The sequence below is a fragment of the Stieleria varia genome, assembly GCF_038443385.1.
Classification (GTDB): Bacteria; Planctomycetota; Planctomycetia; order Pirellulales; family Pirellulaceae; genus Stieleria; species Stieleria varia.
The window spans coordinates 9,475,999-9,499,543 of the sequence record NZ_CP151726.1 but is presented as its reverse complement, the minus strand read 5'-3'; the positions used below and the strand labels follow the sequence as shown (position 1 = coordinate 9,499,543).

General features: G+C 56.2%; 15 protein-coding genes. 5 read left to right on the top strand and 10 right to left on the bottom strand.

Features of this window, described 5'->3' with window-relative positions:
* The first annotated feature begins 432 nt into the window (after nt 1-432).
* On the top strand, nt 433-6,795 hold the full coding sequence (locus Pla52nx_RS32070) for an FG-GAP-like repeat-containing protein (RefSeq protein WP_146523465.1): 6,363 nt from the start codon (nt 433-435) through the stop codon (nt 6,793-6,795).
* Between the two features lie 211 nt (nt 6,796-7,006).
* On the opposite strand, the gene trpC is transcribed toward Pla52nx_RS32070, so the two are convergent.
* The 6 genes from trpC to Pla52nx_RS32040 all read right to left on the bottom strand — a co-directional run bounded on the left by trpC (nt 7,007) and on the right by Pla52nx_RS32040 (nt 13,819).
* Nucleotides 7,007-7,792, bottom strand: a complete 786-nt coding sequence (trpC, locus tag Pla52nx_RS32065) for an indole-3-glycerol phosphate synthase TrpC (protein ID WP_146523464.1) — start codon at nt 7,790-7,792, stop codon at nt 7,007-7,009.
* A 7-nt stretch (nt 7,793-7,799) separates the two neighbouring features.
* The gene (gene purH / locus Pla52nx_RS32060; RefSeq protein WP_231742806.1) at nt 7,800-9,371 is read right to left on the bottom strand and encodes a bifunctional phosphoribosylaminoimidazolecarboxamide formyltransferase/IMP cyclohydrolase; all 1,572 of its coding nucleotides are present in this window, start codon (nt 9,369-9,371) and stop codon (nt 7,800-7,802) included.
* Nucleotides 9,372-9,578: 207 nt separating this feature from the next.
* A complete protein-coding gene (gene hisF / locus Pla52nx_RS32055) occupies nt 9,579-10,352 on the bottom strand; it encodes an imidazole glycerol phosphate synthase subunit HisF (RefSeq protein ID WP_146523463.1) in 774 nt (257 codons plus the stop codon).
* 44 nt (nt 10,353-10,396) lie between these two features.
* Nucleotides 10,397-11,317 (bottom strand): fructosamine kinase family protein, encoded by a 921-nt coding sequence (locus Pla52nx_RS32050; RefSeq protein WP_342190303.1) that lies wholly within the window; start codon nt 11,315-11,317, stop codon nt 10,397-10,399.
* 69 nt (nt 11,318-11,386) lie between these two features.
* Entirely contained in the window at nt 11,387-12,454 is a 1,068-nt protein-coding gene (locus Pla52nx_RS32045) for a trypsin-like peptidase domain-containing protein (protein ID WP_146523461.1), read from the bottom strand.
* A gap of 90 nt (nt 12,455-12,544) precedes the next feature.
* Nucleotides 12,545-13,819 carry a S1C family serine protease gene (locus Pla52nx_RS32040; RefSeq protein WP_231742804.1) on the bottom strand — a complete coding sequence of 425 codons (1,275 nt, stop codon included), beginning with the start codon at nt 13,817-13,819 and terminating at the stop codon, nt 12,545-12,547.
* A gap of 43 nt (nt 13,820-13,862) precedes the next feature.
* Between Pla52nx_RS32040 and Pla52nx_RS32035 the strand changes: the two genes are divergently transcribed.
* From Pla52nx_RS32035 to Pla52nx_RS32025, 3 genes are all read left to right on the top strand, one after another.
* Entirely contained in the window at nt 13,863-14,825 is a 963-nt protein-coding gene (locus tag Pla52nx_RS32035; RefSeq protein ID WP_146523460.1) for an SDR family oxidoreductase, read from the top strand.
* Between the two features lie 34 nt (nt 14,826-14,859).
* Nucleotides 14,860-15,660 carry an MBL fold metallo-hydrolase gene (locus tag Pla52nx_RS32030; protein WP_146523459.1) on the top strand — a complete coding sequence of 267 codons (801 nt, stop codon included), beginning with the start codon at nt 14,860-14,862 and terminating at the stop codon, nt 15,658-15,660.
* 88 nt (nt 15,661-15,748) lie between these two features.
* On the top strand, nt 15,749-16,447 hold the full coding sequence (locus tag Pla52nx_RS32025) for a hypothetical protein (RefSeq protein ID WP_146523458.1): 699 nt from the start codon (nt 15,749-15,751) through the stop codon (nt 16,445-16,447).
* 90 nt (nt 16,448-16,537) lie between these two features.
* Here Pla52nx_RS32025 and Pla52nx_RS32020 read toward each other — a convergent pair whose 3' ends face one another.
* The 4 genes from Pla52nx_RS32020 to Pla52nx_RS32005 form a co-directional block, all read right to left on the bottom strand.
* Nucleotides 16,538-17,254 carry a PAS and helix-turn-helix domain-containing protein gene (locus Pla52nx_RS32020; RefSeq protein WP_146523457.1) on the bottom strand — a complete coding sequence of 239 codons (717 nt, stop codon included), beginning with the start codon at nt 17,252-17,254 and terminating at the stop codon, nt 16,538-16,540.
* 367 nt (nt 17,255-17,621) lie between these two features.
* A complete protein-coding gene (locus tag Pla52nx_RS32015) occupies nt 17,622-18,959 on the bottom strand; it encodes a competence/damage-inducible protein A (RefSeq protein ID WP_146523456.1) in 1,338 nt (445 codons plus the stop codon).
* The gene (locus Pla52nx_RS32010) at nt 18,934-19,599 is read right to left on the bottom strand and encodes a DUF6702 family protein (RefSeq protein ID WP_146523455.1); all 666 of its coding nucleotides are present in this window, start codon (nt 19,597-19,599) and stop codon (nt 18,934-18,936) included. The genes Pla52nx_RS32015 and Pla52nx_RS32010 overlap by 26 nt, the downstream gene beginning before the upstream one ends.
* Nucleotides 19,596-22,010, bottom strand: coding sequence for a M1 family metallopeptidase (locus Pla52nx_RS32005; RefSeq protein WP_197455107.1), 2,415 nt, complete (start codon nt 22,008-22,010; stop codon nt 19,596-19,598). The genes Pla52nx_RS32010 and Pla52nx_RS32005 overlap by 4 nt, the downstream gene beginning before the upstream one ends.
* 189 nt (nt 22,011-22,199) lie before the next feature.
* Here Pla52nx_RS32005 and eboE point away from each other — a divergent pair, with 189 nt between their 5' ends.
* Nucleotides 22,200-23,429, top strand: coding sequence for a metabolite traffic protein EboE (gene eboE / locus Pla52nx_RS32000; RefSeq protein WP_231742800.1), 1,230 nt, complete (start codon nt 22,200-22,202; stop codon nt 23,427-23,429).
* The last annotated feature ends 116 nt before the right edge of the window (nt 23,430-23,545 follow it).

The following is a 23,545-nucleotide window of genomic DNA, read 5'->3' as shown; positions in this document are numbered from 1 at the left end:
CGAGTTTCTCTTGATCGATTTTCTTCCGATCGATGACGTTTCTGCGGGCGCTGCCAAGGATTAGCTCGGCAGTTTGGTTCGTCAAAGGATCAAAGTGATTCTGTCCAGCGTCGCATAGGTCCTCGCCCAATCGAGCGACGTTCTAAGCCTTCAGGCCTTTTCGAGTCGCCAGCCTCTGTGTTGGTATTATCGCGCTCCGAAATTCACTTGGTCTCGCTCGAAAACCTTCGCTATTGCGTGAATGAACTTCTTTTCCTGAACACCAAATTGATTTTGTCACACCTTCGCGAAGAGATTTCTGAAGACGCACGACGGACTCGAATGTCTTGGTGCAAATCCACCGTCTGGTGTGCGAAGACTCAGGCCTCCCTCGCCCGAGTTGTGAGTCATCTTAGTTCAACTTTCTAGTTTCAGCTGCTTGTAGGAATCGCAATGAAGAATCGACACCGTCAATCTCGCCGCCTCACGATTCAAGGCCTAGAGCGACGCCAACTTCTGGCTGCAAGCATTTTTAATGAAGTCGAACCGAACAATAATCTCAATTCCGCACAACCGTTGGGCGAGGCTGGAGAGATTTCTCTACAGGGCCAGAGCAGTGTTACTTATGATCGACGCAGTAACACGCGTTCGCAAGACATCGACTACTTTCGGTTCAGCCTTTTGGAGGCACAGAGTGTCAACTTCGCGATGGACGCTCCGTTCGATGGGTCCGAGCGGAGTTTGTTCGGGGTCAGCACCTCGATTTTCGATGCTGGCAGCAACCAACTGATTGCATCATTTGTGACTGATCGCGACCAATCGTCGAGCGACCTGGATGTTGCATCGCTCGCGTCTGGATCATATGTGGTCGAGGTTGCGCTGGTAAACCAAACGAGCTCTCTTTTCAACTTCAGTTCATCGTTCAACTACACGCTTGGAATCGTCGGTGCGAACAGCGGGCCTGGCACAGGTCAGAACAATTCGATTTCGGGCATCACATTCAACGACGCCAACGGTAACGCCACACGTGATGCGAATGAACTGGGAATAGCGAATGCCCGGATGTATTTGGATTCCAACGGGAACGGTACGCTCGATGCAAGCGAAACAAGCGTTCTGACGGACGCTGATGGCAAGTTCACGTTTAGCTCGTTGGCGGATGGGACCTACACCGTCCGACAGGTGATCGCGAACCGCCAAGTCCAAACCCTTCCTGCCAGCGGATTCCACTCCGTCTCTGTGGCTGCCGGACAAGCAGCCGCAAACGTGCTGTTCGGATTCCAAGTGCGGCCAGGTTCTACAGATCCCGAGGATCTGTTCGGCCAATCAGATGTTCTGGCGACTGGGATTCCTGGTGCGAGATCGATTGCAACCGGAGATTTTGACGGAGATGGGAAGAACGAAGTTGTCGTGGGCGGTTCGGATTTGTACTTCATTGACACGAACGGGAGTGTTTCATTGCTGGGCGACGGCGGAAGCGTCGCAAACGAGATCGTTACGGCGGATATCGATCAAGACGGAGACTTGGACCTCGCCGTTGCTTTTGGAAGTTTTGTGTACTGGTACGAAAACAATGGAAACGCAGCGTTTGCCGAACACCGACTTGATTTTGGCCAAAACGCCTATGGAATTGCCGTTGGAGACATTGACCATGATGGCGACATGGACATTGCATACGCTGCCCAAGATTCAACGTTCCCTCGGCTGTATTGGATAGAAAACACTAGCACTGGTAGTGATACAGAATTCTCGGGCAGAAAGGTCATTCAGGGTTTGACCGAAGGTGCGGATCCATATGATGTTGAGATTGCCGATCTTGATGGAGACAGGAAGAACGAGGTCATACTTGCTATCGAGAAAATCGATTCTAACATCGTCAATATTTCAAGATACACATATCAGGGTCCGGGCAGTTTCCAAAGACAAAACATATCGTCTGCAAGCACACCGGCACGAATCGAGGTGGCTAATCTGCAAGGAAATGGATCACTCGATATTGTCTCGTCGTCGGCATTTGCGTTCGGCTCCGCTCCCGCGGTTTATCATTGGAAGAATGACGGTAGCGGCAACTTTCAGAAAGAATCCGCCAGCACAAGCGAAAAAAGATCATGGGGCGTAGCGACCAGCGACATTGATTCCGACGGCGACATCGACTTGGCATTTGGAGAATTTGGTTCGGCTGGAGCGATTCATTGGTTGGAGAACGATGGCACCGGTGAGTTTCAACAGCACACCTTACCGGGAACCTTTCGGGACATTCGGGACTTAGCCATCAGTGACGTAACCGGCGATGGCAAGGCTGATATCCTCGCGACGCTGCGCGATGAGGGAACTGTCATCGTGTTCGTTAGTCAGGATGGTTCAGCGGGTGCCCCGGAAGTCACCGTGAGAGGAAATGGAGCGAACATCGTTGACGGTGATTCAACACCGATGTTGGGTGATCACACTGATTTTGGCAGCACGCCGCAAGGTGGTTCTGGCGTCAGTCGAACGTATACGGTGGCCAATGATGGCAACGTCGTTTTGAACACGTCGAATCTAACATTGCCAACGGGGTTTGAATTGATCGAAGGTCTCGATGCGGAAATCGGCCCCGGGCAGTCTGATACCTTTACCGTTCAGTTGAACAGCTCGGTTGTCGGAATCAAGTCAGGAACGATTCGTTTTGAGACCAACGACGCCGACGAGAACCCTTTCGATTTTACCGTTTCGGGAGTGGTCAATTCGGTGGGCGGTCCGGAGATCGATGTTGAACGATCAGGAGTGGGGAATGTGACAACCCATTCCTTTGGTAACGTAACGGTTGGTGAATCAGTATCTCAGTCCTTCAGGGTGGTAAACCGCGGAGCGACGGCTCTGGTTGTGTCTCAGGCCTTCGGGTTAAATGGACCCTTTACGATCATGCCGAGCAATGGCGGGAGCTCAGCGGATGACTGGAGCATTGCCGCTGGGCAGAGCCGAGAGTTTGCCGTTTCTTTCACTCCCGCAATCGCAACTTCGTATTCGCAAACCTTGACGCTGACCAGCAACGACGCAGACGAAGCAAGCTACCAAATTGGGTTTAGTGGCGCCGGTGTCAGTGTTTCGACATCCGCTCAGGGTCGGCTCTTCATTCCGGATGGATTGAGCGGCTCGGCTGGGTCGACCCAAGCGGTTCCGGTTAGGTTTTTGGTGACCGATCCGAATGGCGTAACAGTCAGCGGTTTGGACTTGGCAATCGAGTACGACAGCACAAGATTCAGTGTCGGCAACGTTCGATCTGGGAACGCACTGGCAGGCTTCGCACTGGTTGCGAATACCGAAACGGATGGTTTGATCCGCGTCACAATGTCAGCGGACGACGGACCACGTTTTGCTCAATCACAGGAAATCGCGTTACTTGAGTTTGATTTGACGGTCAAGGAAGATACTGACGACGGCACGTTTTCGATCAATCTACTTCAAACATTCGATGGAGGTTATACGCAGGTGTCCGACAACGGACTCATTGAACTTGACCTGTCGCCGCTTCCAAGTAATGCGTCCACGGATCCGGTGGACGGGCGATTCACGGTCACCAATGGTTTCGCGGTCTCTGGCACGACCACAACCCCCACAGGTTTCGTCGTTTCGTTCAGTTCCCCGGTCGACATGACGACAATCAATCTGTACGACAGTCGCTCGGGAACGTTAGGGGCTGCTGACGTAATGCTGACCGGAGAGGCAACCGGCGAGGTGCGCGGCACGCTGGTTTCCAGCCCTGATCAAAAACAGCTGACATTCATCGCGACAGGAGGTCCGTTACCCGCAGATAACTACACCGCAACATTACGCGGTGGGAACAACGGATTTATCGATACTGCTGGGCGGCAACTCGATGGAGATGCAAATGGAACCGAAGGCGGAAACTACGTCATGGGTTTTCAGATCGGTGAATCGTCAGCGAACGAAGTGGTTGTGGGGGTCCCCGATTTTGCCCGTGGATACGGTCAAGAGATTAATTTGCCCGGAAACTCGGATCCTGGCTTTCCTGTCACCATCAGCACAGGAAAGAACGTCACGGGTGTTGATTTCCAATTGGTCTTTGATCCGGCACTGCTCGATATTTCTGACTTCAAAACCAACATAGCTGGAGCATCGGCAATTCTGAACGAAGTCTCACCGGGTGTGGTTCGCGTTACCGTCAGCAGTGCAAGTGATTTCAGCACGGGGGCCGGCCCGATCGAGCTTGGGCGATTCATGGCGACCGTCCCTACTACAGCTCCTTATGCATCCAAGCATGTACTTCGCATTGATGAGCTAAATGTTGAAGATAGTGTGCCGCAACCACGGCCCTCGAGAGCCGATAGCGGGGTTCACATTGCTGCATTCGTCGGTGATGCGACCGGCAATGGAGTTTACTCCAGCGGTGACACCACAGTGCTGCAGCGGCTCATTGTGGGAAGCGGAACAGGCGCCGTCGCTTACCAAGCGGCCGACCCAATGATCCTGATGGATATGAATCGCGGGGGAACGCTTACCAGCGGAGACGCAACGCTCGTGCAAAGAGTGATTGTGGGCAGGACTGTTTCTCAAGTTCCAGCGTTGCCAGACGGACTCGTTCGTCCGGAACCCAACGGACCGGACCCGCGACTATTCATTCCACGTGACCTTTCGGTTGCAGCGAACGGTACGGTTACCGTTCCGATCAACTTGCTGGTGACCGAACAGAATGGGATCTCAGTCTCCGGCATGGACTTCGCAGTGCAGTACGACGAATCAAAGTTCACCCTTGACACAAACAGCTTTCGGACGGGGGCCATGCTCGGGCCAGGCTACTCGGTGGTTTCCAACGTCGAAACCCCTGGAGTCATTCGAGTTACGTTGTCAAAGGCGGATGGTGTTGAACTTTCTTTTGAAGCATTAGGGACGGTCTTTCAGTTTGACTTGACCGCTCATTCCGATGCGGCCCCAGGCGAGTCATCGATTAATCTGCTCCGGAATTTTGAGGGAACCGTAACGGCGATTGCGGACAATGACGTCTTGGATTTGGTTCTCGATCCCGCGCCGTCCAACGCCGATAGTGATTCCGTGGATGGTGTGATTTCAATCATTTCCAATGACACTCAATCACCAGCGGTCACAAGCATTCTTCGCAATGCTCCCACTCAGGAGACAACGTCAGAAAACACGCTGTCGTTTTTGGTCCAGTTCAGCGAAGACGTTACCAACGTCGATGCGGGCGACTTTCAAATCAATGGCACAACGGCTAATGCAACGGTGACGCAAGACTCGGCCTCTCGTTACATCGTGGAGCTCACCGGCGGAAACCTTGCGGATTTGAACGGCATCGTCTCGCTCGCCTTGGCTGGCAGCACTGACATCGTCGACACCGCTGGAAATCCAGTTAAGAACGATTTACCAGATTTTTCTCAGTCATTTATCGTTAGCAACGAAAGTTTACCCACTGTCAATGTCACCGTGAGCCCCGCGTCGGTCGCAGAAGACGAAGCAGCAAGCCTAGTTTTCACGTTTTCTCAAGTTGGCGGCAGTGGTTCCGTAACCGTCAACTACGCCATCAGCGGCACTGCCAGCGAAGGGACGGATTACACGGGAACCGGAACGAGTGTCCAAGTCCCAGCGAACGGTTCGGTGAATGTGATTGTCAATCCAACTGCGGACGCTTCCAATGAAGATGACGAGACGGTCACTCTCACCATTACTGCTAATGAAGGCGTGTACAACCTTGGTGCATTGAACTCGGCCACGGGGACCATTCAGAATGACGACCAAGTGATTGACCCTACCTCTCTCGCGATTGCTGCTGTGAACGCTAGTCAGCGTGAAGGTGATAGCGGGACGACTAGCTTGACCTTCAACGTGACGCGAAGTGGTGCAATAGACGGCGCCACGACGGTCAGCTACACGACTTCAGGTTTGGGTTCCAATCCGGCTGACGCTAGTGATTTCGTGGGTGACTCTTTCCCGTCAGGAACGGTCTCCTTTGCTGCGGGAGAAACCCTCAAAACGATCACGATCCCCGTTTCTGGAGATGTGATCGCAGAACAAAACGAACAGTTTGCAGTATCGCTCAGCAACGCCAGCGATAATGCGTCCATTGTAACCGCGTCGGCGATTGGAACGATTCAAGATGACGATCGCCCGCAGATGCAAACGCGAATTCTGACACCCTCTTCGGTTGCGTCGCTGCATGTGATTCCCGGCGACAGCATCCCGACGGCAATCATCTTTCAAGCATTGGAGACAACGACGGTCACCGTCATGCCGATCGGCAGCGCATCGGCTACCGAATCGATTCGTATTCTCGACGAAAACCTGCAACCCATCGGTGAGATCTTCGATGGCGCGTTTCGTGCAACTGTGATGGCGGGCACGTTGAATGCCATTGTCTTTGAACCCCAGAGCATGACTCGAACATTCTCGGTCCTGTCGTCCGCAGGCATCGATGCACTCGGCGGCCCAGGCGGAACCAATGTGTTCCAACCGACCGATACGAATGGAGACGGATCAACGACCGCGCTCGACGCATTGATGGTGATCAATGGATTGAGTGAATTGCGGTCTGCGGAAGGCGAGCAGGCTCCCGTCGCTAACCCGCTGCTCGATGTGAACTCGGACGGCAATGTTTCGGCCCTGGATGCCCTACTGGTGATCAATCATCTCCGCGACGCTGGCTCCGTGCGTCGCACGGAAGGCGAAACTGTTGCATCAAATGCGGCGCCGGATGAGTCGAGGCAGGATCTGCTGGACTTGGCTCTCAGGGATGAAGACGATTGGGGTGACTTGGGCGAGCAGTTGGAACTGTCGCTCCTTGCCGCCGAGGACCAGCTCTTCTGAGAGTCGCTGAACTCGGTAAAAGAAACACCCGATATTATCTTGGAATTGACCTAGTGCATCGTCCAGTCTTGATTTTGGGGTTAGCCGTTTTGGCGTTAGCCACGGTTGTGTCACGAAAACCGTGGCTAACGCCAAACGGCTCATCTACAGAACCCACGTTCTAAGACTGGACGATGCACTAGTGGTGGTGACAGAGATTGAATCCGAGCGGTCAGATGGATTTACCCAGCAGTCGCTTTGTTGCTTGGACGATGTCGTCTTGACGCATCAGGGACTCGCCGACCAGGACGGCTTTGACGCCGCCGGACTGGAGGGTTAGCAGGTCGTCGTGCGTGCGGATGCCGCTTTCGCCCACGATCAATCGGTCGTCGGGGATACCCGGGCAGAGGTCCAAGGTGTGCTGCAACGTTGTCGTGAAGGTTCGCAGGTCGCGATTGTTGATCCCGATGAGGGATGTTCCCGTGGCAATGACCGCTTCCAGATTTTCAGGATCGAACAACTCAATCAAAGTCTGCAAGCCAAGTTCGATGGCTTGTTCGTGCAGCGTTTTGAGTTCACTTGGGCTGAGACACTCCGCAATCAACAGCACACAGTCTGCGCCGGCGGCGCGTGCTTGCAACAGTTGATAGCGGTCGACGATAAAATCCTTGCGTAACAGCGGAATGTCGACGGCCTTGCGAACAGCTCTCAAGTAATCCAGCGAACCTTGAAAGAACGGTTCGTCGGTCAACACACTGATGCATGACGCTCCGCCTGCTACGTATTGCCGTGCGATCGAGACCGGGTCAAAGTCGTCGCGAATCAATCCGGCCGAAGGGCTCGCTCGCTTGACCTCGGCGATTAGGTTGACTTGGTCGCCCGCCGCCAGGGCGGCGTGAAAGTCTCGACACGGGGCCATGTCGGCAATCGCTGCTGAAAGCTCGAACTCACTGACATGCTCTCGATCGGCAGCGATCGTCTGCCGGGTCTTGACCAGAATGTCATCCAGAATCGTCATCGATCGATCAGTGTTTGAAGTGACGACGACCGGTGAACACCATCGGGATGCCGTGGTTGTTGCATGCCTCGATGACTTCGTCGTCGCGACGCGAACCGCCTGGCTGAACGATGGCGACGATTCCCGCCTCCGCAGCCGCTTCGATCGAATCGGGGAACGGAAAGAAGGCGTCCGACGCCAAGACGGATCCCTTGGATCGCTCTCCCGCCTTGTCGATTGCGATCTCGACGCTGTCCACACGACTCATTTGTCCGGCACCCACGCCGATCAATGACGTGTCCTTGCCCAGTACGATGGCGTTGCTCTTGACGTGCCGAACCATTTCCCAGGCGAACGAGATGTCGTCCCACGTTGCATCGGCGACTTCGGTTTCTGTGACGGTTTCCCATTGCAGCGGTGCACTGCTGAGCCGGTCGGCGTCTTGGACCAACATCCCACCGCTGATGAAACGTCGATGAATCGCCGGTGGTAATGCGTCCAAGATACCGACTTGCATCAATCGCACGTTTTCACGCCAACGCGGACGTGTGGTCAACAATCCAACAGCGCCGGCTTCAAAGTCCGGCGCGACGATGGCTTCGATAAACAGTCCTGGCTCGCAAAGACGCTCCGCGGTCTCGATATCGACCGTGCGATTGAAACCGAGCACGGACCCGAAGGCGCTGAGCGGGTCGCCATCGAGTGCCTTTTGGCAAGCGAGCGAGAGTCGATCGTCGGTCGCAGCGCCACAAGGATTATTGTGCTTCATCACCGAAACAGCAGGCCGCGCGAATCCTCGAACGATATCCAGGGCCGAATCGAGATCTAGCAAGTTGTTGTACGAGAGTTCTTTGCCGCTGATCTGTCTGGCGGAAACCAAATTTGCCGAACGGACGCTCGGGTCCGCATAAACGGCAGCCCGTTGATGTGGGTTCTCGCCATAACGCAGTTGCGTTTTTCGTCGCAGAGCGAGGTGCAACGAAGAGGGAAACTCACCGGCAATCGTGTCGCCGCGCATGTAGTCGGCGATCGCCCGGTCATAGGCGGCGGTGTGATCAAACGCATCGGCAGCCAATTGTTGGCGGAACGCCAAAGTCGTTCCCCCGGCGGTATCCATCTGTTCCAGCAACTCGCCGTATTGCTCCGGGCTGGTCGCCACGGCAACGTCATTGTGATTCTTGGCGGCGGCGCGGACCAGACTCGGACCGCCGATATCGATTTGTTCGACACATTCCGCTCGGCTGACGCCGGGGCGTGAAGCGGTAGCGGCGAAGGGATACAGATTGACGATCACCAAGTCGAACGGAACGATGTCATGATCTTCGATCGCGTCCATGTGATCATCGCGGTCGCGGATGGCCAAGATTCCACCGAACACTTTGGGGTGCAGCGTTTTCACGCGACCGTCCAGCATCTCAGGAAATCCGGTGTACTCCGCCACATCCAGGACGTCGACGCCCGATTGTTCCAGGTGCTTGCGGGTTCCACCCGTGCTGTAGATGGTCACGCCATCGCGCTGCAGGCCGGCGGCCAAATCGGCAAGACCGAGTTTGTCGCTGACACTGATCAGGGCATTTCGAACCGGGACGATATTGGACACAGCTCAGGTTACTTTCGTGAATTGGGCCGAAAAACGCACAAGGATTTGCACAAGGATTTACCGCATGGTGTAATCATCCCTTAGCGGCAAGGTCAACCGGGCAGAGCTCGACTTGAGGCTCGGGAACCCTCAATCGTCCAGCCGGACGGGAACCCTCAATCGTCCAGCCGGACGGAAACCCTCAATCGTCCAGCCGGACGGAAACCCTCAATCGTCCAGCCGGACGGGGATTCCCGCATCACGCATGCATTGCTTGGTTTCCGCGATGGAGAACTGGCCGAAGTGAAAGATGCTGGCCGCCAATGCCGCGCTGGCGTGTCCTTTCAAGATTGCATCGGCGAGATGTTTAGGGTGGCCGGCACCGCCGCTGGCCACCACGGGGATCGAAACCGCCTGACTGACCGCTGCCGTCACGGGCAAGTCATAGCCGTCGCAAGTCCCGTCGGCGTCCATACTGGTCAACACGATCTCGCCCGCCCCCAGGGCTTCGACCTCCTTGGCCCACGCCACCGCTTCCAGGCCCGTGGGCGTCCGCCCGCCATTGATGTGGACTTCCCAGAATTCCTTGCCATCACGCTGAACCCGCTTGGGGTCGATGTTCACCACGATGCATTGGCTGCCAAAACGGTCCGCCGCCCGCCGAACGAAGTCCGGATCTTTGCACGCAGCTGAATTGATGGACACTTTGTCGCACCCGGCGCTGAGCAGCGAGCGAACGTCCTCAATGGTACGGACCCCACCACCAACGGTCAGCGGCATGAAAACCTGCTCCGCCGTGTGACGAACCACGTCCAGAATGATTTCGCGTTTTTCATGGCTGGCAGTGATGTCCAGAAACACCAGCTCGTCGGCGCCTTCGGCTTCATAGCGTCGGGCCACCTCAACGGGATCCCCTGCGTCACGCAGGTTCACGAAATTGGTGCCTTTGACGACCCGTCCGTCGTGTACGTCCAAACAGGGAATGACTCGAGCGGCAAGCATGCGATGGGTTCGTCAGTGATGAAGACTAAGAGCTCAGTGCCCCTCTACTGCGATACGATTTCCGCAGCAAGGGATCGACACTGTCCAAGGTAACCTGAGCCGAACAAATTCAAATGGTTCAGCAAGTGATACAAAACATAAACGCTAGAGCGTCGTTGCCAACCGTCGTTCATCGGCCAAGTTTCCTGATAGGCCTGCTCGAACTCGACCGGGCATGCTCCAAAGAGTCGGATCATCCCCCACTCGGCCTCTCGACACCCTCGGGAAACGGCGGGGTCGATCAATACCGGCTGGCCCGAATCATCACACAAGTAGTTCCCGCTCCACAAGTCGCCGTGCAGCAGTGAGGTCCCCTGCTGGCGTCCGTCCAGGATCTCGGGCATCGCGGACATGATCCGCTCACAATCGGCCTGCAATCGTCGGTCGGCTAATCCTTGATCAACGGCCCAGCGAACTTGAAATCCGATCCGTTGCTCAGCCACAAAGTGAGGCCAATTCTGCATGGCTGCATTTTTCTGCGGCGCGGAGCCGAGAAAGTTGTCTTCGTGCCAGCCGATCTGATCGCCTGATGTCGCCCGATGCAATTGGGCCAGTCGCCGACCGAACTCCTCAAAGAACCCGTTTCGCCGTTTGGAGGTTTCGATCCACGGCAACACGAGATACGCGTGGGAGCCGTGAACCAACGTGGCGAGCGGACTCGGTACGCGAATCGTGCCTGTCTGTGCCAAGGCAGTCAGCCCCGACGCCTCGCAGCGAAAGTTCTCCGCCATCGCCATCGAATTGCGTTTGACGAACAATCGCTCCCGCTCTCCGTTGTCGGATCGCTCGACCAACACCTGCCACGCTGGGCTGATGCACCCACCACCGACAGTCTGTGACTCGACCACGCGTCTGGGCGGATCGAGCTGCCCGGCAAAGCTTTCATCCAACACGGGGGATCTCTGTTGGGGTTTGCTCTTTTTCACGTAGCCGAGCCTCTCCGAGGCTCGGAATTTCGCGTCTCGGAGAGACGCAACTACGTGAAAACGCACAACTTATCGAGCGTGACGGGCTTCTTCCAATAAGCTCAGCACCTGTGGCACTACCAACGACGCGGGCAGAGAGTAGCTGACGACGCGACCCGCTCGTGCAATGTTGATTCCCACCACGTTTCCGGAGCTATCCAGGACGGGGCCACCACACTGCTCCGGCGCCAGTACGGTGTCGTGCTGGATGACTTGATCGAATCCGCTGAGTCTCATGCTGCGCGGGCCGTTGACCTTGCTGTCGTTTTCGGACTCTTGCAAGAGACCGATGTCACTGATCACGGCATCGAGATCCAACGTCTGATCGCCCCGCTGGATGGTCAACGCGACGACTTCGCCCGGATAGATTTGTCGCAAGGCTTGGATCACGCCGTGACGCCCAACGGCTTGCTGTCCATTGACGGCCAAGATGCGATCGCGTTCTTGAACCCCCGCGTGCTCAGCGCCGCTCTCGGGATAAACCATTCGCACCAATGCCGGTCCAGAATCGTTTTCATCAAGTCGGACGCCCAAGCGGCCCTGGTGTTCGATTCGACGTGACTGCACCCCAACGACGCCCAATCCGATCAATCGTCCGGCCCGTCCGGGACTGATCAAGAAACTACCCACCAAGGGTGATTCCTCAGAGAATTCGATCGGTGTGAGTTCTCGAGAGTCGTCTACTTTCAGCAGAGCCAAGTCGCTACTGCGGCGCACACCGGCGACTTCGGCTGAAACCTTGCGTCCATCGGAGAACCGAACACTGATCGGCTCGCCGGTCAACTCGCTACGCTTGGTGATCAGGTAGCCATCGACCGCGACCACGACCCCCAAGGCAACCGAGCGACGACCGCAAAAGACTTGAACCACCGAATCCGATACTTGTTTGGAAAACGGCTGAACCAGATTCATCATCGCACCGCTGTCACGGCTGGTCGTCAGATTCGCACGCAGGTTGCGACGCATCCAATCGGGCACCATGTCGTCTTGGGCGACAACGTTTCCACTCCATCCGACCAATGTCACCAACAGAGCGGCAACGATGCTGTGTTTGACGTGTTTGCGGCCAGGAGAGAGTGCTTTGAAAATCATCATCATCGTGTCGATCGCGTGAAGAATGAAAAGGAAACCAAGAGAATAGGAGCAGGACCTAACTGCTCGATCAATCTGCTCGATCAATCTGCTCGATCAATCTGCTCGACCGATCTCTACGACCAAGCGTAGTCGACTGGTCCCACGTTTGATCCATACCGGAACCCGTTCGCCGGGCATCGTGTCCGCCACGGCGGCTTTGAGTGATTCAAAATCGGTGACTTGTTTTTCGCCGAACTGTTCGACGATGTCGTCGGCACGCAAACCGGCAACGTCTGCCGGCGAGCCTTCTTTGACACTGACCACACGTGCGGACTCCTCCGCCTTGTTGCCTTGAACGCCCAGCACAGGCCGGAACCCAGGCAAGAAACCCCAAGCTACACCATCAGCCATTCGGCTCCAAGCAAAATCGTAGTGGTCCACCGGCACGTGTAAGTTGTCCGAAACGTCGTTGCCGATTCGGCTATGCACCCCGATCAATCGACCGGAGATGTCGAACAGCGGTCCACCACTGTCACCGCCGATCAACGCACAGTCCGTGACCAACTTGTCCGGTCGTACGATCAAGATTCGACCGACGCGAGTGACGACACCGCGATCCGGGTCATATCCTCCCGGATGCCCCGTCGCAACGCACCACATACCTGGCACCAAATCTTCACTGCTGCCCAGCGTGGCGTGGGGCCACGGTCGATCACCGTTTTGGCCCGCATTGATTCGAATCAAACCGGCATCGACGCCTCGATTCATCCCCAACGTCTTGGCCATCACTTTACGACCATCGGAGAAAGTGATCACGGCTGTCTTGCCAGGTCGCATGGCCACGTGGGCTGCGGTCAGAACGTAGCCGGTGCCCGTGATCACGACGCCGCATCCTTGAGCGGCGCCGATCTGCACGCTGACGGTGCTGGGGATGGCAGCTTGCGAAACCCGACGATGCTGCTCCTCCAAGAGTTGCAGTTCACGAATCGACCTGGGCACTCCGCCTTTTTTCAAGAGCTCCGTCAACTCGGCCGGCACCTCAACGGCAGAGCCTGTCGTGGCGGCAGTCTTTGTCGATGTGACGATCTCACGAGGGATCGACGAGCCGGAACCGGATTGGTCTGCATCCAGCAGGCCAGGACTCGATTGCAGCGTCGTGTCTTGGCCACTGGCCGATGGAATCCTCAGAATGTCGCCTCCGGCACCGCCCCCGATGCCGACCACCGACAGCAGCATCGCAAGGCTGATCGCGACGACGACTCGGCATCGATGCGGTTGATGATGAACGTCTCGACTCAAGAGAAACCCTCTGAGAAATGGAATCTGCATGCGGATCGATTCTCGGTGCAGCATCGACAGGATGCTATCCTCACACCACACCAAGGCCATGAAAACGGTTTCATTGTAGCCTCTCAACGCCGTGGAGAGAAAAGTGCCCGAAAAACACGCAAAATCCGTAGATCTCACCCCCAAGCCAGGGCCAGAGCATACCGACGATCCGAGCGGCGTTTTGATCGTTGGATGCGGGTATTTGGGGGCGGAAGTCGCTCGAATGGCGGCGGAACGCGGCTTTTCGGTGTGGGCCACGACCCGCAGCCCCGACAGGGCCCGCCAATTTGAGTCGCTCGGCTGGAATCCCGTGGTCTGCGATTGGACACTTTCGCAAACGCTCGCGAACCTGCCCAAGGTGGACCGGGTGCTGGTCGCCGTCAGTTACGACCGGGCGAGCGGACTGGATCGGTACGATAGTCAAGTCGGCGGCCTGAGGAACCTGTTGGCCGTCCTGCCCACCCAAACCCGCCTGTGCTACATCAGCACCACCGGCGTCTACCATCAAACCGACGGCCGCTGGGTCGACGAAACCTCGCCCACTCACCCCGGTCGCCTCGGAGGCAGCGTTCACCTCGCCGCCGAACAACAACTGCATCGTGATCGACCGCTATCTCCCTGGATGGTCCTGCGACTGGCGGGCATCTACGGAATCGGCCGAGTCCCGCGAGCACGTGACGTCATTCGGGGCAAACCGATCCAGTCGCCTGCCGAGGGCTACCTCAACCTGATCCACGTACATGATGCGGCACGATGCGTGATGGCCGCTTGGGACAAGATGTCCGGCGCAAACGCGCCCTGGCACCCGACACTTTCTCGTCGACTCTATGCCGTGGCCGACGATTGCCCGATGCCCCGTGGCGAGTTCTACCGCGAGATTGCCCGTCAAACCGGCTCGCCGATGCCCCGATTTGAATCCCCACCGCCCGGTTCCTCGATCAGCATGCGGAGCGAAAGCAACAAACGGATCTGGAATCGACGCATGAAATCCGATCTGCTGCCCCGGTTGCAATTTCCCGATTATCGGTGCGGTCTGGCCAGTGTGCTGCCCTCGGTCCTACAATGACCGGCTCTGATCTCCTCACGCCATCTAATTGAACATGCTGACCCGTCAACCGATCTTTCCCGGCATCATTGAACTGAACTTTCAAGCACGTGAGGTGTTGGGGTGCAATGTCTACCTGATTTTCGATGCCGATGAATGGTTGCTGATCGACATCGGCTACGAAGAAACGGTCGATGATTTCATCCAAATCATACGCCAACTGGACTTTCCGTTTACCAATTGCAAAACGCTGATCGCGACGCATGCCGATGTCGATCACATCCAAGGTCTCGCCAAAGCAAAACAGTTGCTCAAAACGACCGTCACCGCGCATCCCAATGCCGTCAAACCCCTGCGTGACGGTGATACCCTGATCACTTTGGCCGAGATCGAAGCCCAAAACCTGAAACTCGACATGCCACCGGTCACGGTGGAGCACGAAGTCAATGATGGAGACATCATCACGGTGGGTAACTTGGAATTGGAAGTCTGGCATACCCCCGGCCACACCAACAGCCAACTGGCCTTCCGAATGGGCGATGTCTTGCTCAGCGGCGACAACATCTATCGCGATGGTTGCATCGGCGCGATCGACGCACACCACGGCAGCGACATCAAAGCCTTTGTCCGATCGCTGCAGCGCATCCGTGACAGCGATGTCAAATGGCTCGCGCCCAGCCACGGACCCATCTTTGCCAACGACGCCGACTTCATGAACCGTACTATCGACCGCGTCCGAGGTTATCTCAAAATGGCTGACTTCGGAACGCTCGCCGAAAGCTGGCCCCTGATGGATGAGTGGGACGACGAAGTCGAAACGGGAAAGCTACCCGAAGGTCTCACGCCACCCAAGTGATCGGGAAACCGATTCGGGAAATTCGTTGTGAGATTCGCCAGAATTCGTTGACGAACGATTGGAACTCCAACCCTTACCCACAACCCGCATGCCCAAAACACTCTCACAACGATGCGTCTTTCTTGGTCTGTGCGTCAGTCTTGTTGCTATGGCGGGTTGCTCCAAGAACGCGACATCGCCCACAAACGTCTCGTCAACCCAGTCATCGCCTGAGACGTCTGTCGCAGCTCAAACCTTAGAACCAGAAGCCGCTCCCGTTGCCCCTGTTCTGCCCTCTCGCATCTCCGCCGACGAAGCCAAGAAGGCGATGGCCGAGCTCGAATCTAAGATCAATGAAGCGATCGCCGAGTTTGAGCCTGCTGAGAAAGCAGCAATCGAACTTGCCCTCAACGCCGCTCCGATTTCAAATCAGTCGGAATTGCTCTTGGGGCCGTGGTATGGCAATCTCTCAACCGACCCCGCCAGCAGTTCCTACTGGTACTACGAGCGGCATGATGATGGGACACTTCGATCTACCGGAATGAACTTGGAGACAGAGTTCAAACAGTTCGACCGGTTCGACGATGACCTCGTGTGGACCACACGAGGTCGCGTGATCTTTGAATACAAGGTCAACGAACCGGAGGAAGTCCATCTTTTCCTGATCCAATCGATCGACGAACAAACCTTCCGATACAAAATGGCTATCGAAGGCATTCCGCTCGCCGAGTGGACCATCGACACGGACACGAGAGGCACAACCAAACTGCCCGACCCGCCAGAGGGTTGGGAAGAAATGGAGCAGTGAATTTTAGCTCGACCCGAATTTTTCACGTGGACGCGTCTCTCCGAGACGCGAAGTTCCGAGCCTCGGAGAGGCTCGGCTACGTGTTTTCAATTAGCGGGTCATCCGCTTTCGTTTGGCATCGTCCACTTCCAAACCCATCGAAGTGACGATCGAAACCATCTCGGCTTGACCATGTAGACTCAGCTTTTGCGCGATCGAACTCTTGTGGTTTTCGATCGTCTTCTGACTGCGGTGCAACAGTCCGGCGACTTGCGGGACCGACAAACCGTGGCCGATCAACGCCAACACCTCCAACTCGCGGCGGGAAAGACAGTCCAACGGCCCCAAGTCGATGTACTTGGTGTCCATCGTCTCGATGTGATCGGGGATACGTAGTCCGGAATAGTCAATCTTGGTGTTAGTGCGACTGATCACTAACACACGTTGATAAGGAGGTTTGACATCATGGATCGGCCAAACCGCCGAAACGATCGGTCGCCCGTGCAAAATGTGCTCGATCTTCAACGGTCGATTCTGCTCCAGCACCTGATGGATCATCTCCAAGCGTTCCTTGACGAACTCAGGAGGATGGAAATCAGCGATCGTCTTTCCGTGATAGTCGATCGGATGATCAAAGAACAATCCGAGCGTCGTTTCATTGACGAAGATCAACCCGCCCTGGCGGTCCATCACACAAACGCCGATGCCTTCCGTGTTCGTCAAAGCCATCCAAATGGACGTCGGATCAAACTCCGGAGGGTCGATCCGCTGGGGACTGACCCGGGAAATAGCTGACTCACGTTTGGTTGGTTCGATAGGAGTCGTCATTGCTGTTTCTATTTTGCTGATTCATTCATTCTGTATGCCATCATCACTGAATAACCCAATTCATGTCGGGTTCTTGCCAAAGTGCGCGTTATCGCACGCAGCGCTCGGAATCGAATCCATATTTTTTTGTTTTTTGCGTCGTTTATGGGTGGATTCCCTGATGCTGGAAAGTTTGCCCAGCCGGAATAATCCCCCTCATCACAAGGACGGTTGCTTTCAGTCACCCGCTGATTGCAAGAGTCCGGTCACGATTGGCAACGGATTTCACAAACAGTCTTGACCGGGGTGTCCAAGTTCACAGCCAGACTTGGGGCAGTTGGGGAGGGAACCATGGGGCATGGATTCCCTCCCCTTCTTTTTTTTAACACTATGCTACTTGGTTCTCCGACGCCATCACCTTTCTCATCCAAGCCATGGCGGCTTTTCCAATTCGCGGCTGAACGATGGACGGATGGCCACCTAAACGCGTCTCTGTGCAGTATCGTTTGCCGTCGGGACCGATCACGGTCAAGGTGACCTCCGCAGCCGGCAATGGCCCGCCATCGTCTGACTCCAAGCTGGGATACGCGTCCACCAGCAACAGCCAGTCGGCGCCACTTTGACGGCGAAACCGATCGGCAGTCAGCCAATATTCGTCGCTCGTACTCTCACCGGCTTCGCCTCCCTCACCCATGAAATCCGACAAGTCACCTCGTCGGCTTATCGCCAGTCCGGCCTGAAACGCAGACTCCGGGCCCAACGAAGCGAACCAGTCGGCCAGCGGAGCGGCGTGCCCCAATTCGACGGTGACCAACCTTTGCCCACGCGACCGCAACATCTCATCGATCGCGTGATGCTGCTCATACGTTTCGCCGTCGCCAAAATAGTATTCCCCGACGAGCTCCATGATTTCCAACCGCGTCGCTTCGATCGCCGCGTCGCATTGCCCGATGTCTTGCCCCGTCGCGGTGATCCTCAACGAGATCGTGGCGGCGCTGACGGTGATTCCCACGCGAGGTTCTCTCTCTCGCGAAATCATGTCACCGAGCCGACGTTCCATGTCGCTCTCGCCGGTGCCAAAGAACTTCATGACCGCGTGGCGAATGTGACTGCGTGAACCTGAGTCCGACAGGATGCGCGGCGCAACGGTATCGTCGAACATGCGTTTCATCTCATCGGGAACCCCAGGCAAGGCAAAGATTCGGCACGGCGCTCGGTCCAGTGTTTGTCCCAGTCTGTGTCCTGCTGTGGGCCGCGAACGATCGACCAGCAGATCAACGCCGGGAGCGGTTCCCTGAGGATTAAAGATTTCCTGGCTTCCCTGGGGGAACATCGCTTGGACACGATTTCGTTCGGGCATCTCACGCTGCCGTTGAGAAAAAAGGTTGGCAATGTGAGCCATCGCCGATTCGCTCAACACCAGAGGCACACCGACCAGATCCGCCAATGCCTGACGCGTCAGGTCGTCTTGTGTGGGGCCGAGTCCGCCCGTGCAAACGACGATGTCGGCCCTCTCCGAGGCGATCCGCAAGACATCGATGTTGTGTTGCATCGTGTCGCCGACGGTGGTGTGAAAAGCGACGTTGATCCCCAGCTCTCCCAAGCGTTGGCTGAGCCACTGTCCGTTGGTGTCGAGCCTTGCCCCGCTGGTCATCTCATCGCCAATGGAGATCACTTCGGCGATTCGATTCGCTTTCACATCAGGGCTTGCCGGAGATTGGTTCATCGTTGCGAGTCTTGGAGTCAGCAGTACTGGGAAACAAATCGCCTCCCGGATGCTGGATTGTAAGCGTTAGAGCAACCGGCGTCGTGACGGTGTCAGAGGCCGTGGTCGTCTCGGAGCGTTCCGGCGGCAGGAGGATGACTCGGTGCGAGAAATCCTTCTCGTACTCATACAGCATCAGTTGCTCGATTCGATGCGGTCGATGGTGCTCGGGCGTTTCGATTTCAAAGAACCACCAGACGTGCGCGCCGTCAGACTTGCTGCCCACCCAGTGATACTTGTTCTGCCGATTCGTCTCGTCCGTTTTGTCAGTCTTGGTGGCTTTCCCGGACTGGGTGGCTTTAACAGCCTGAACAGCTTGATCAGCCTGGGCAGCTTGATCGGCCTGGGCAGCGGTCGATGCCGGACGACTCGGTTTGGGATCCAACAGGAATCGGCTGCGGACATACTGAAGCTGCCAAGGCATTTTCTGCTCATCCGACTTGGTGGCTTGTTTCGCCCGATGGGCCAACCACTGTTCGTCCACGACATGCATACGCAATGCGACTTCCAAACGTCCGGTCTCCTTGTTCCACTGAACTTCCGAGACCGTTTCATGAAACGCGTGCATCAACAATGACGACATCAACAGCGCGACAATCATCGCGATTCTCCTTCGACGTCGTCCGTTTTTCCGGACTGCTCAGGCGGAGCTGATTCTTTCTTGGCGTCCTTGTCATCCGCTTCCTCTTTGCCCGCAGAGTCATCTTTGGTTTGTTCGACGTTTGCTTTCTGCATCTCGTTTTTCTTCTTTTCGTCCTTGAACAATTTGAAACGGCTGGGGACCAGTTTTGGCGGCCAGTGGTTGTTGCTCTCGCTGCTGTCGGCCGTCTCGCGTTTGGGGTCCAGTTCCAGCGAAACGATTTCCTTGTCCGAGACGATCAGCTTGCTGACCCGTTGGCTGTTGCGTCGCCAGATCTCTGCGGGGATCCGCAGCATCTCGTTGGTGTTGTCGCTGTAGTGAATGCGTACGATCACGGGCATCACCAGGCCGCCGACGTTGCGGAAATCAACGACGTAAAAATTCGTCGTCCGTCTCAATAGGGAGCGTTCGTCACTTGACAAGCCGTCCAGGAATTTTTGGAACGATTTGCGGTCTTCTTCCTCGACCTTGTACGGGTCGTATTCCGGGTTGTTGTAGAAATCCTTCAGTCCAGGTTGCCACTCGATTCGTTTTGCGATCGGCTTGTTGCGTTCTTCGCTGACATCGGGTTCCTTTCGATCACGCTCCTGACGGTCACGTTCGGCCTTTTCATCGGGGTCGCCGCTATCGATTTGGTACAGACGCACCGATTCGATGCCGATGTCGACGTGTTCGGTGCTGTAGAACCAGCCACGCCAAAACCAGTCCAGATCCACGCCGGATGCGTCTTCCATGGTGCGAAAGAAATCCGCGGGTGTGGGACGTTTGAATTTCCAACGCTGGGCGTATTCGCGGAACGCAAAGTCAAACAACTCGCGACCCAGGATGGTTTCCCTCAGGATGTTCAGAGCGGTGGCGGGTTTGGAGTACCCATTGTTGCCGAACTGCAGGATTTCTTCGCTACCGGTCATGATCGGGCGTTGGTTGCCACCGACCATGTAGGGCACGATTTTCTCAGGCGGCCCGCGACGCGACGGGTAGTCCTCCTCCCACTCCTGCTCGGCCAAGAATTGCAGGAACGTGTTGAGTCCTTCGTCCATCCACGTCCATTGTCGTTCGTCGCTGTTGACGATCATCGGAAAAAAGTTGTGACCGACCTCGTGGATGATCACGGAGATCAACGCGTATTTGGTATTCTTGCTGTACGTCCCATCGGTTTCCGGTCGGGGGCCGTTGAAGCAGATCATCGGGTATTCCATGCCGTAGACCGGTCCGTTGACGCTGATGGCGACGGGGTAAGGATACGACAACGCGTATCGACCGTAGACCTCCAGCGTGTGCGCGATCGCTTCGGTGGAATACTGGCTCCACAACGGGTCGGCTTCACGGGGAAAGTACGACATGGCCAAGACGCGTCGGCCGTCGACGTCGACGCCCATCGCGTCCCAGATGAACTTGCGACTGGCGGCGAACGCGAAATCGCGAACATCACTGGCTTCAAAAGTCCATGTCTTGTTGCCGCCGCCTCGTCGCGTTTCGTTCTCCTTGGCTTCCTCCGGCGTGATAACGTAGACCGGCACGTCGGACGTGCGTGCCTTGGCCAGACGCTGCGACCAAACCGGCGACATGACTTGCTCGGCATTTTGCAGCGTCCCGGTCGCGGCGACGACCATGTCTTCGGGGACGGTCAGGCGAACGCGATAATCGCCCAGCTCAAGTGTGAACTCGCCGCGGCCGAGAAACTGTTTGTTCTGCCAGCCGACGTAGTCGGTGTACGCCGCCACTCGGGGATAGAATTGCGCGATTTCGTAGATGTGGTTTTTGTCTTCTTCAAAGAACTCGTAGCCCCCACGGGCGCGGATCACTTTCGCGTCGACGATGTTGTACGAGTAGTCGATGACGATCGTCGTTGTTTGCTCGGCAGCCAACGGCTCGGGCAAATCGATACGCATCATGGTCTTGTTGACGGTGTAGGACAGCTTGCCGCCCTTTTCATCCGTGACCGATTTCAGCGTGTAACCACCATTGAACACCATCCGCGTCAAAATCGATTTCATGTCCGTGAACGAGATCCGAGATCGAAGGTCCGGTGCGTCCTCCGTCAATACTTGATCCGAGTCGGGTCGAAATCGATTTTGGTCCAGTTGAATCCAGAGATAACTCAGTGGGTGGGGTGACAGATTGTGATAAGTGATCCGGACCTTGCCCTCGATACGCTGGTTCTCATCATCAAGCGTGATGTCCATGTCGTAATCGGCACGCTGTTGCCAGTAGGCCGGCCCGGGGGCACCCGACGCCGTCCGCGTCTGCCCCGGCGTAGGCAACCACGAATCGATTTGAAAGAACTTGTCTTTGGAATCGGAGTGCTTGGCGTTGGGCAACTCTTGTGCGTTGGCTCGCGTCGCGACGGTCCCGGTCGCGGCAAGAAACATGCTCAACAGCAACAGAAGTCGAACCGAGGAAGTGATGGTGGGTCGCACGATGATGTTCACTCGTTGATAATCGGCAAAAGGTTGATGCTTTTCTAACACTGAGAGTTTAGTCCGCCGGTTGCCAAAGGACGCTCCCGAGCTGATCTTTGTAGCCCGCTCATCTGCAATTCAAACTCGGAACCCCCGCCTGTGACGAATTTTCTCCCAAAATCCCACTCCACGACCCAGCGACCCGCCAGAGAAATCAGCTACTGCACCAACGTGCACGCCGGGACGGATCTGACGGCGATCACCGCGAATTTGGATGCCTACGCCGTCGCCGTCCGCGAAAAATTGGCCGCGCCGCGCCTCGGAGTCGGCCTCTGGATTCCAGACAAAGCGTCCCAGGAGCTCTCCGGCAACAACCTTTCGGATTTCGCCGCATTCCTAAAACAGCGTCGATTGCGGGCCACTACGATCAACGGATTTCCATTCGATAATTTTCACGGCGATGTCGTCAAACAACAAGTCTACCTGCCCACGTGGTGGGACCAACGGCGTCTGGCCTACACCCAACGGCTCGCAGAAATCCTGCGAGTGATCCTGCCGAGCGAGCAGACCGTCGGGTCCATCAGCACGCTGCCGATCGGGTGGCCAGACAATCCGATGGACACGTCATCGTCCCCCTCGGAGTTCGAGGCGATGGATTTGGCGGGCGAGAATTTTCGACGCTTGGCAACTTTCTTGCAAAAGCTGGAGAAAGAATCGGGGCACCGCATCGTCGTCGCGATCGAGCCCGAACCGGGTTGCATCCTGGACACGACCGATGATGTCATCACGTTCTTTCAGTCGCAATTGCCGGACAAATCACACCGCCGCTACATCACGGTTTGCCACGACATCTGTCATGCCGCGGTGATGATGGAAGATCAGCCCGCAGTGATCGAAAAATACGCCCAAGCGGGAATCGGAATCGGCAAGGTCCAAGTTAGCAGCGCAATCGTCGTGCCGTGGAATCAGATGTCATCCGATCAGCAGATCACGGCGATCGGGCAACTCGCCGAGTTTGCAGAAGACCGTTATCTGCACCAAACCGGATGCCGAGATCGCGATGGAAAATTCAACTTGGTGACGGACCTGCCTGAGCTGCTGCAACGATGCCGCAGCGATGCAGATTTCTTGGCCGACCAAGATCGCTGGGTGATCCATTTTCATGTGCCGATTTTCTTGGAGCACTTCGGCGAGCTGGCGACCAGCCGCGATGACGTGCTGTCGTGTCTGCAAGCCATCCGGTCAAATGCCAGCACGCTTGATTTCACCGGGCACTTGGAAGTCGAAACGTACGCCTGGACCGTGCTCCCCGAATCGATGCGTCAACGCGGCTTGGCCGAAGACATCGCCAGCGAACTGTCATGGCTGGCCGAGCAACTGAAGCAGTAGCACTTAGGTAGAGCGTCTAAGGCAAGCGGCAGATGAAATAGATTTGTAGTGGACGAGGTCACGAGTCCCCGGCACTTTTTTCGCAGCAGGGACTCTTGACCTCGTCCGCTACAGCG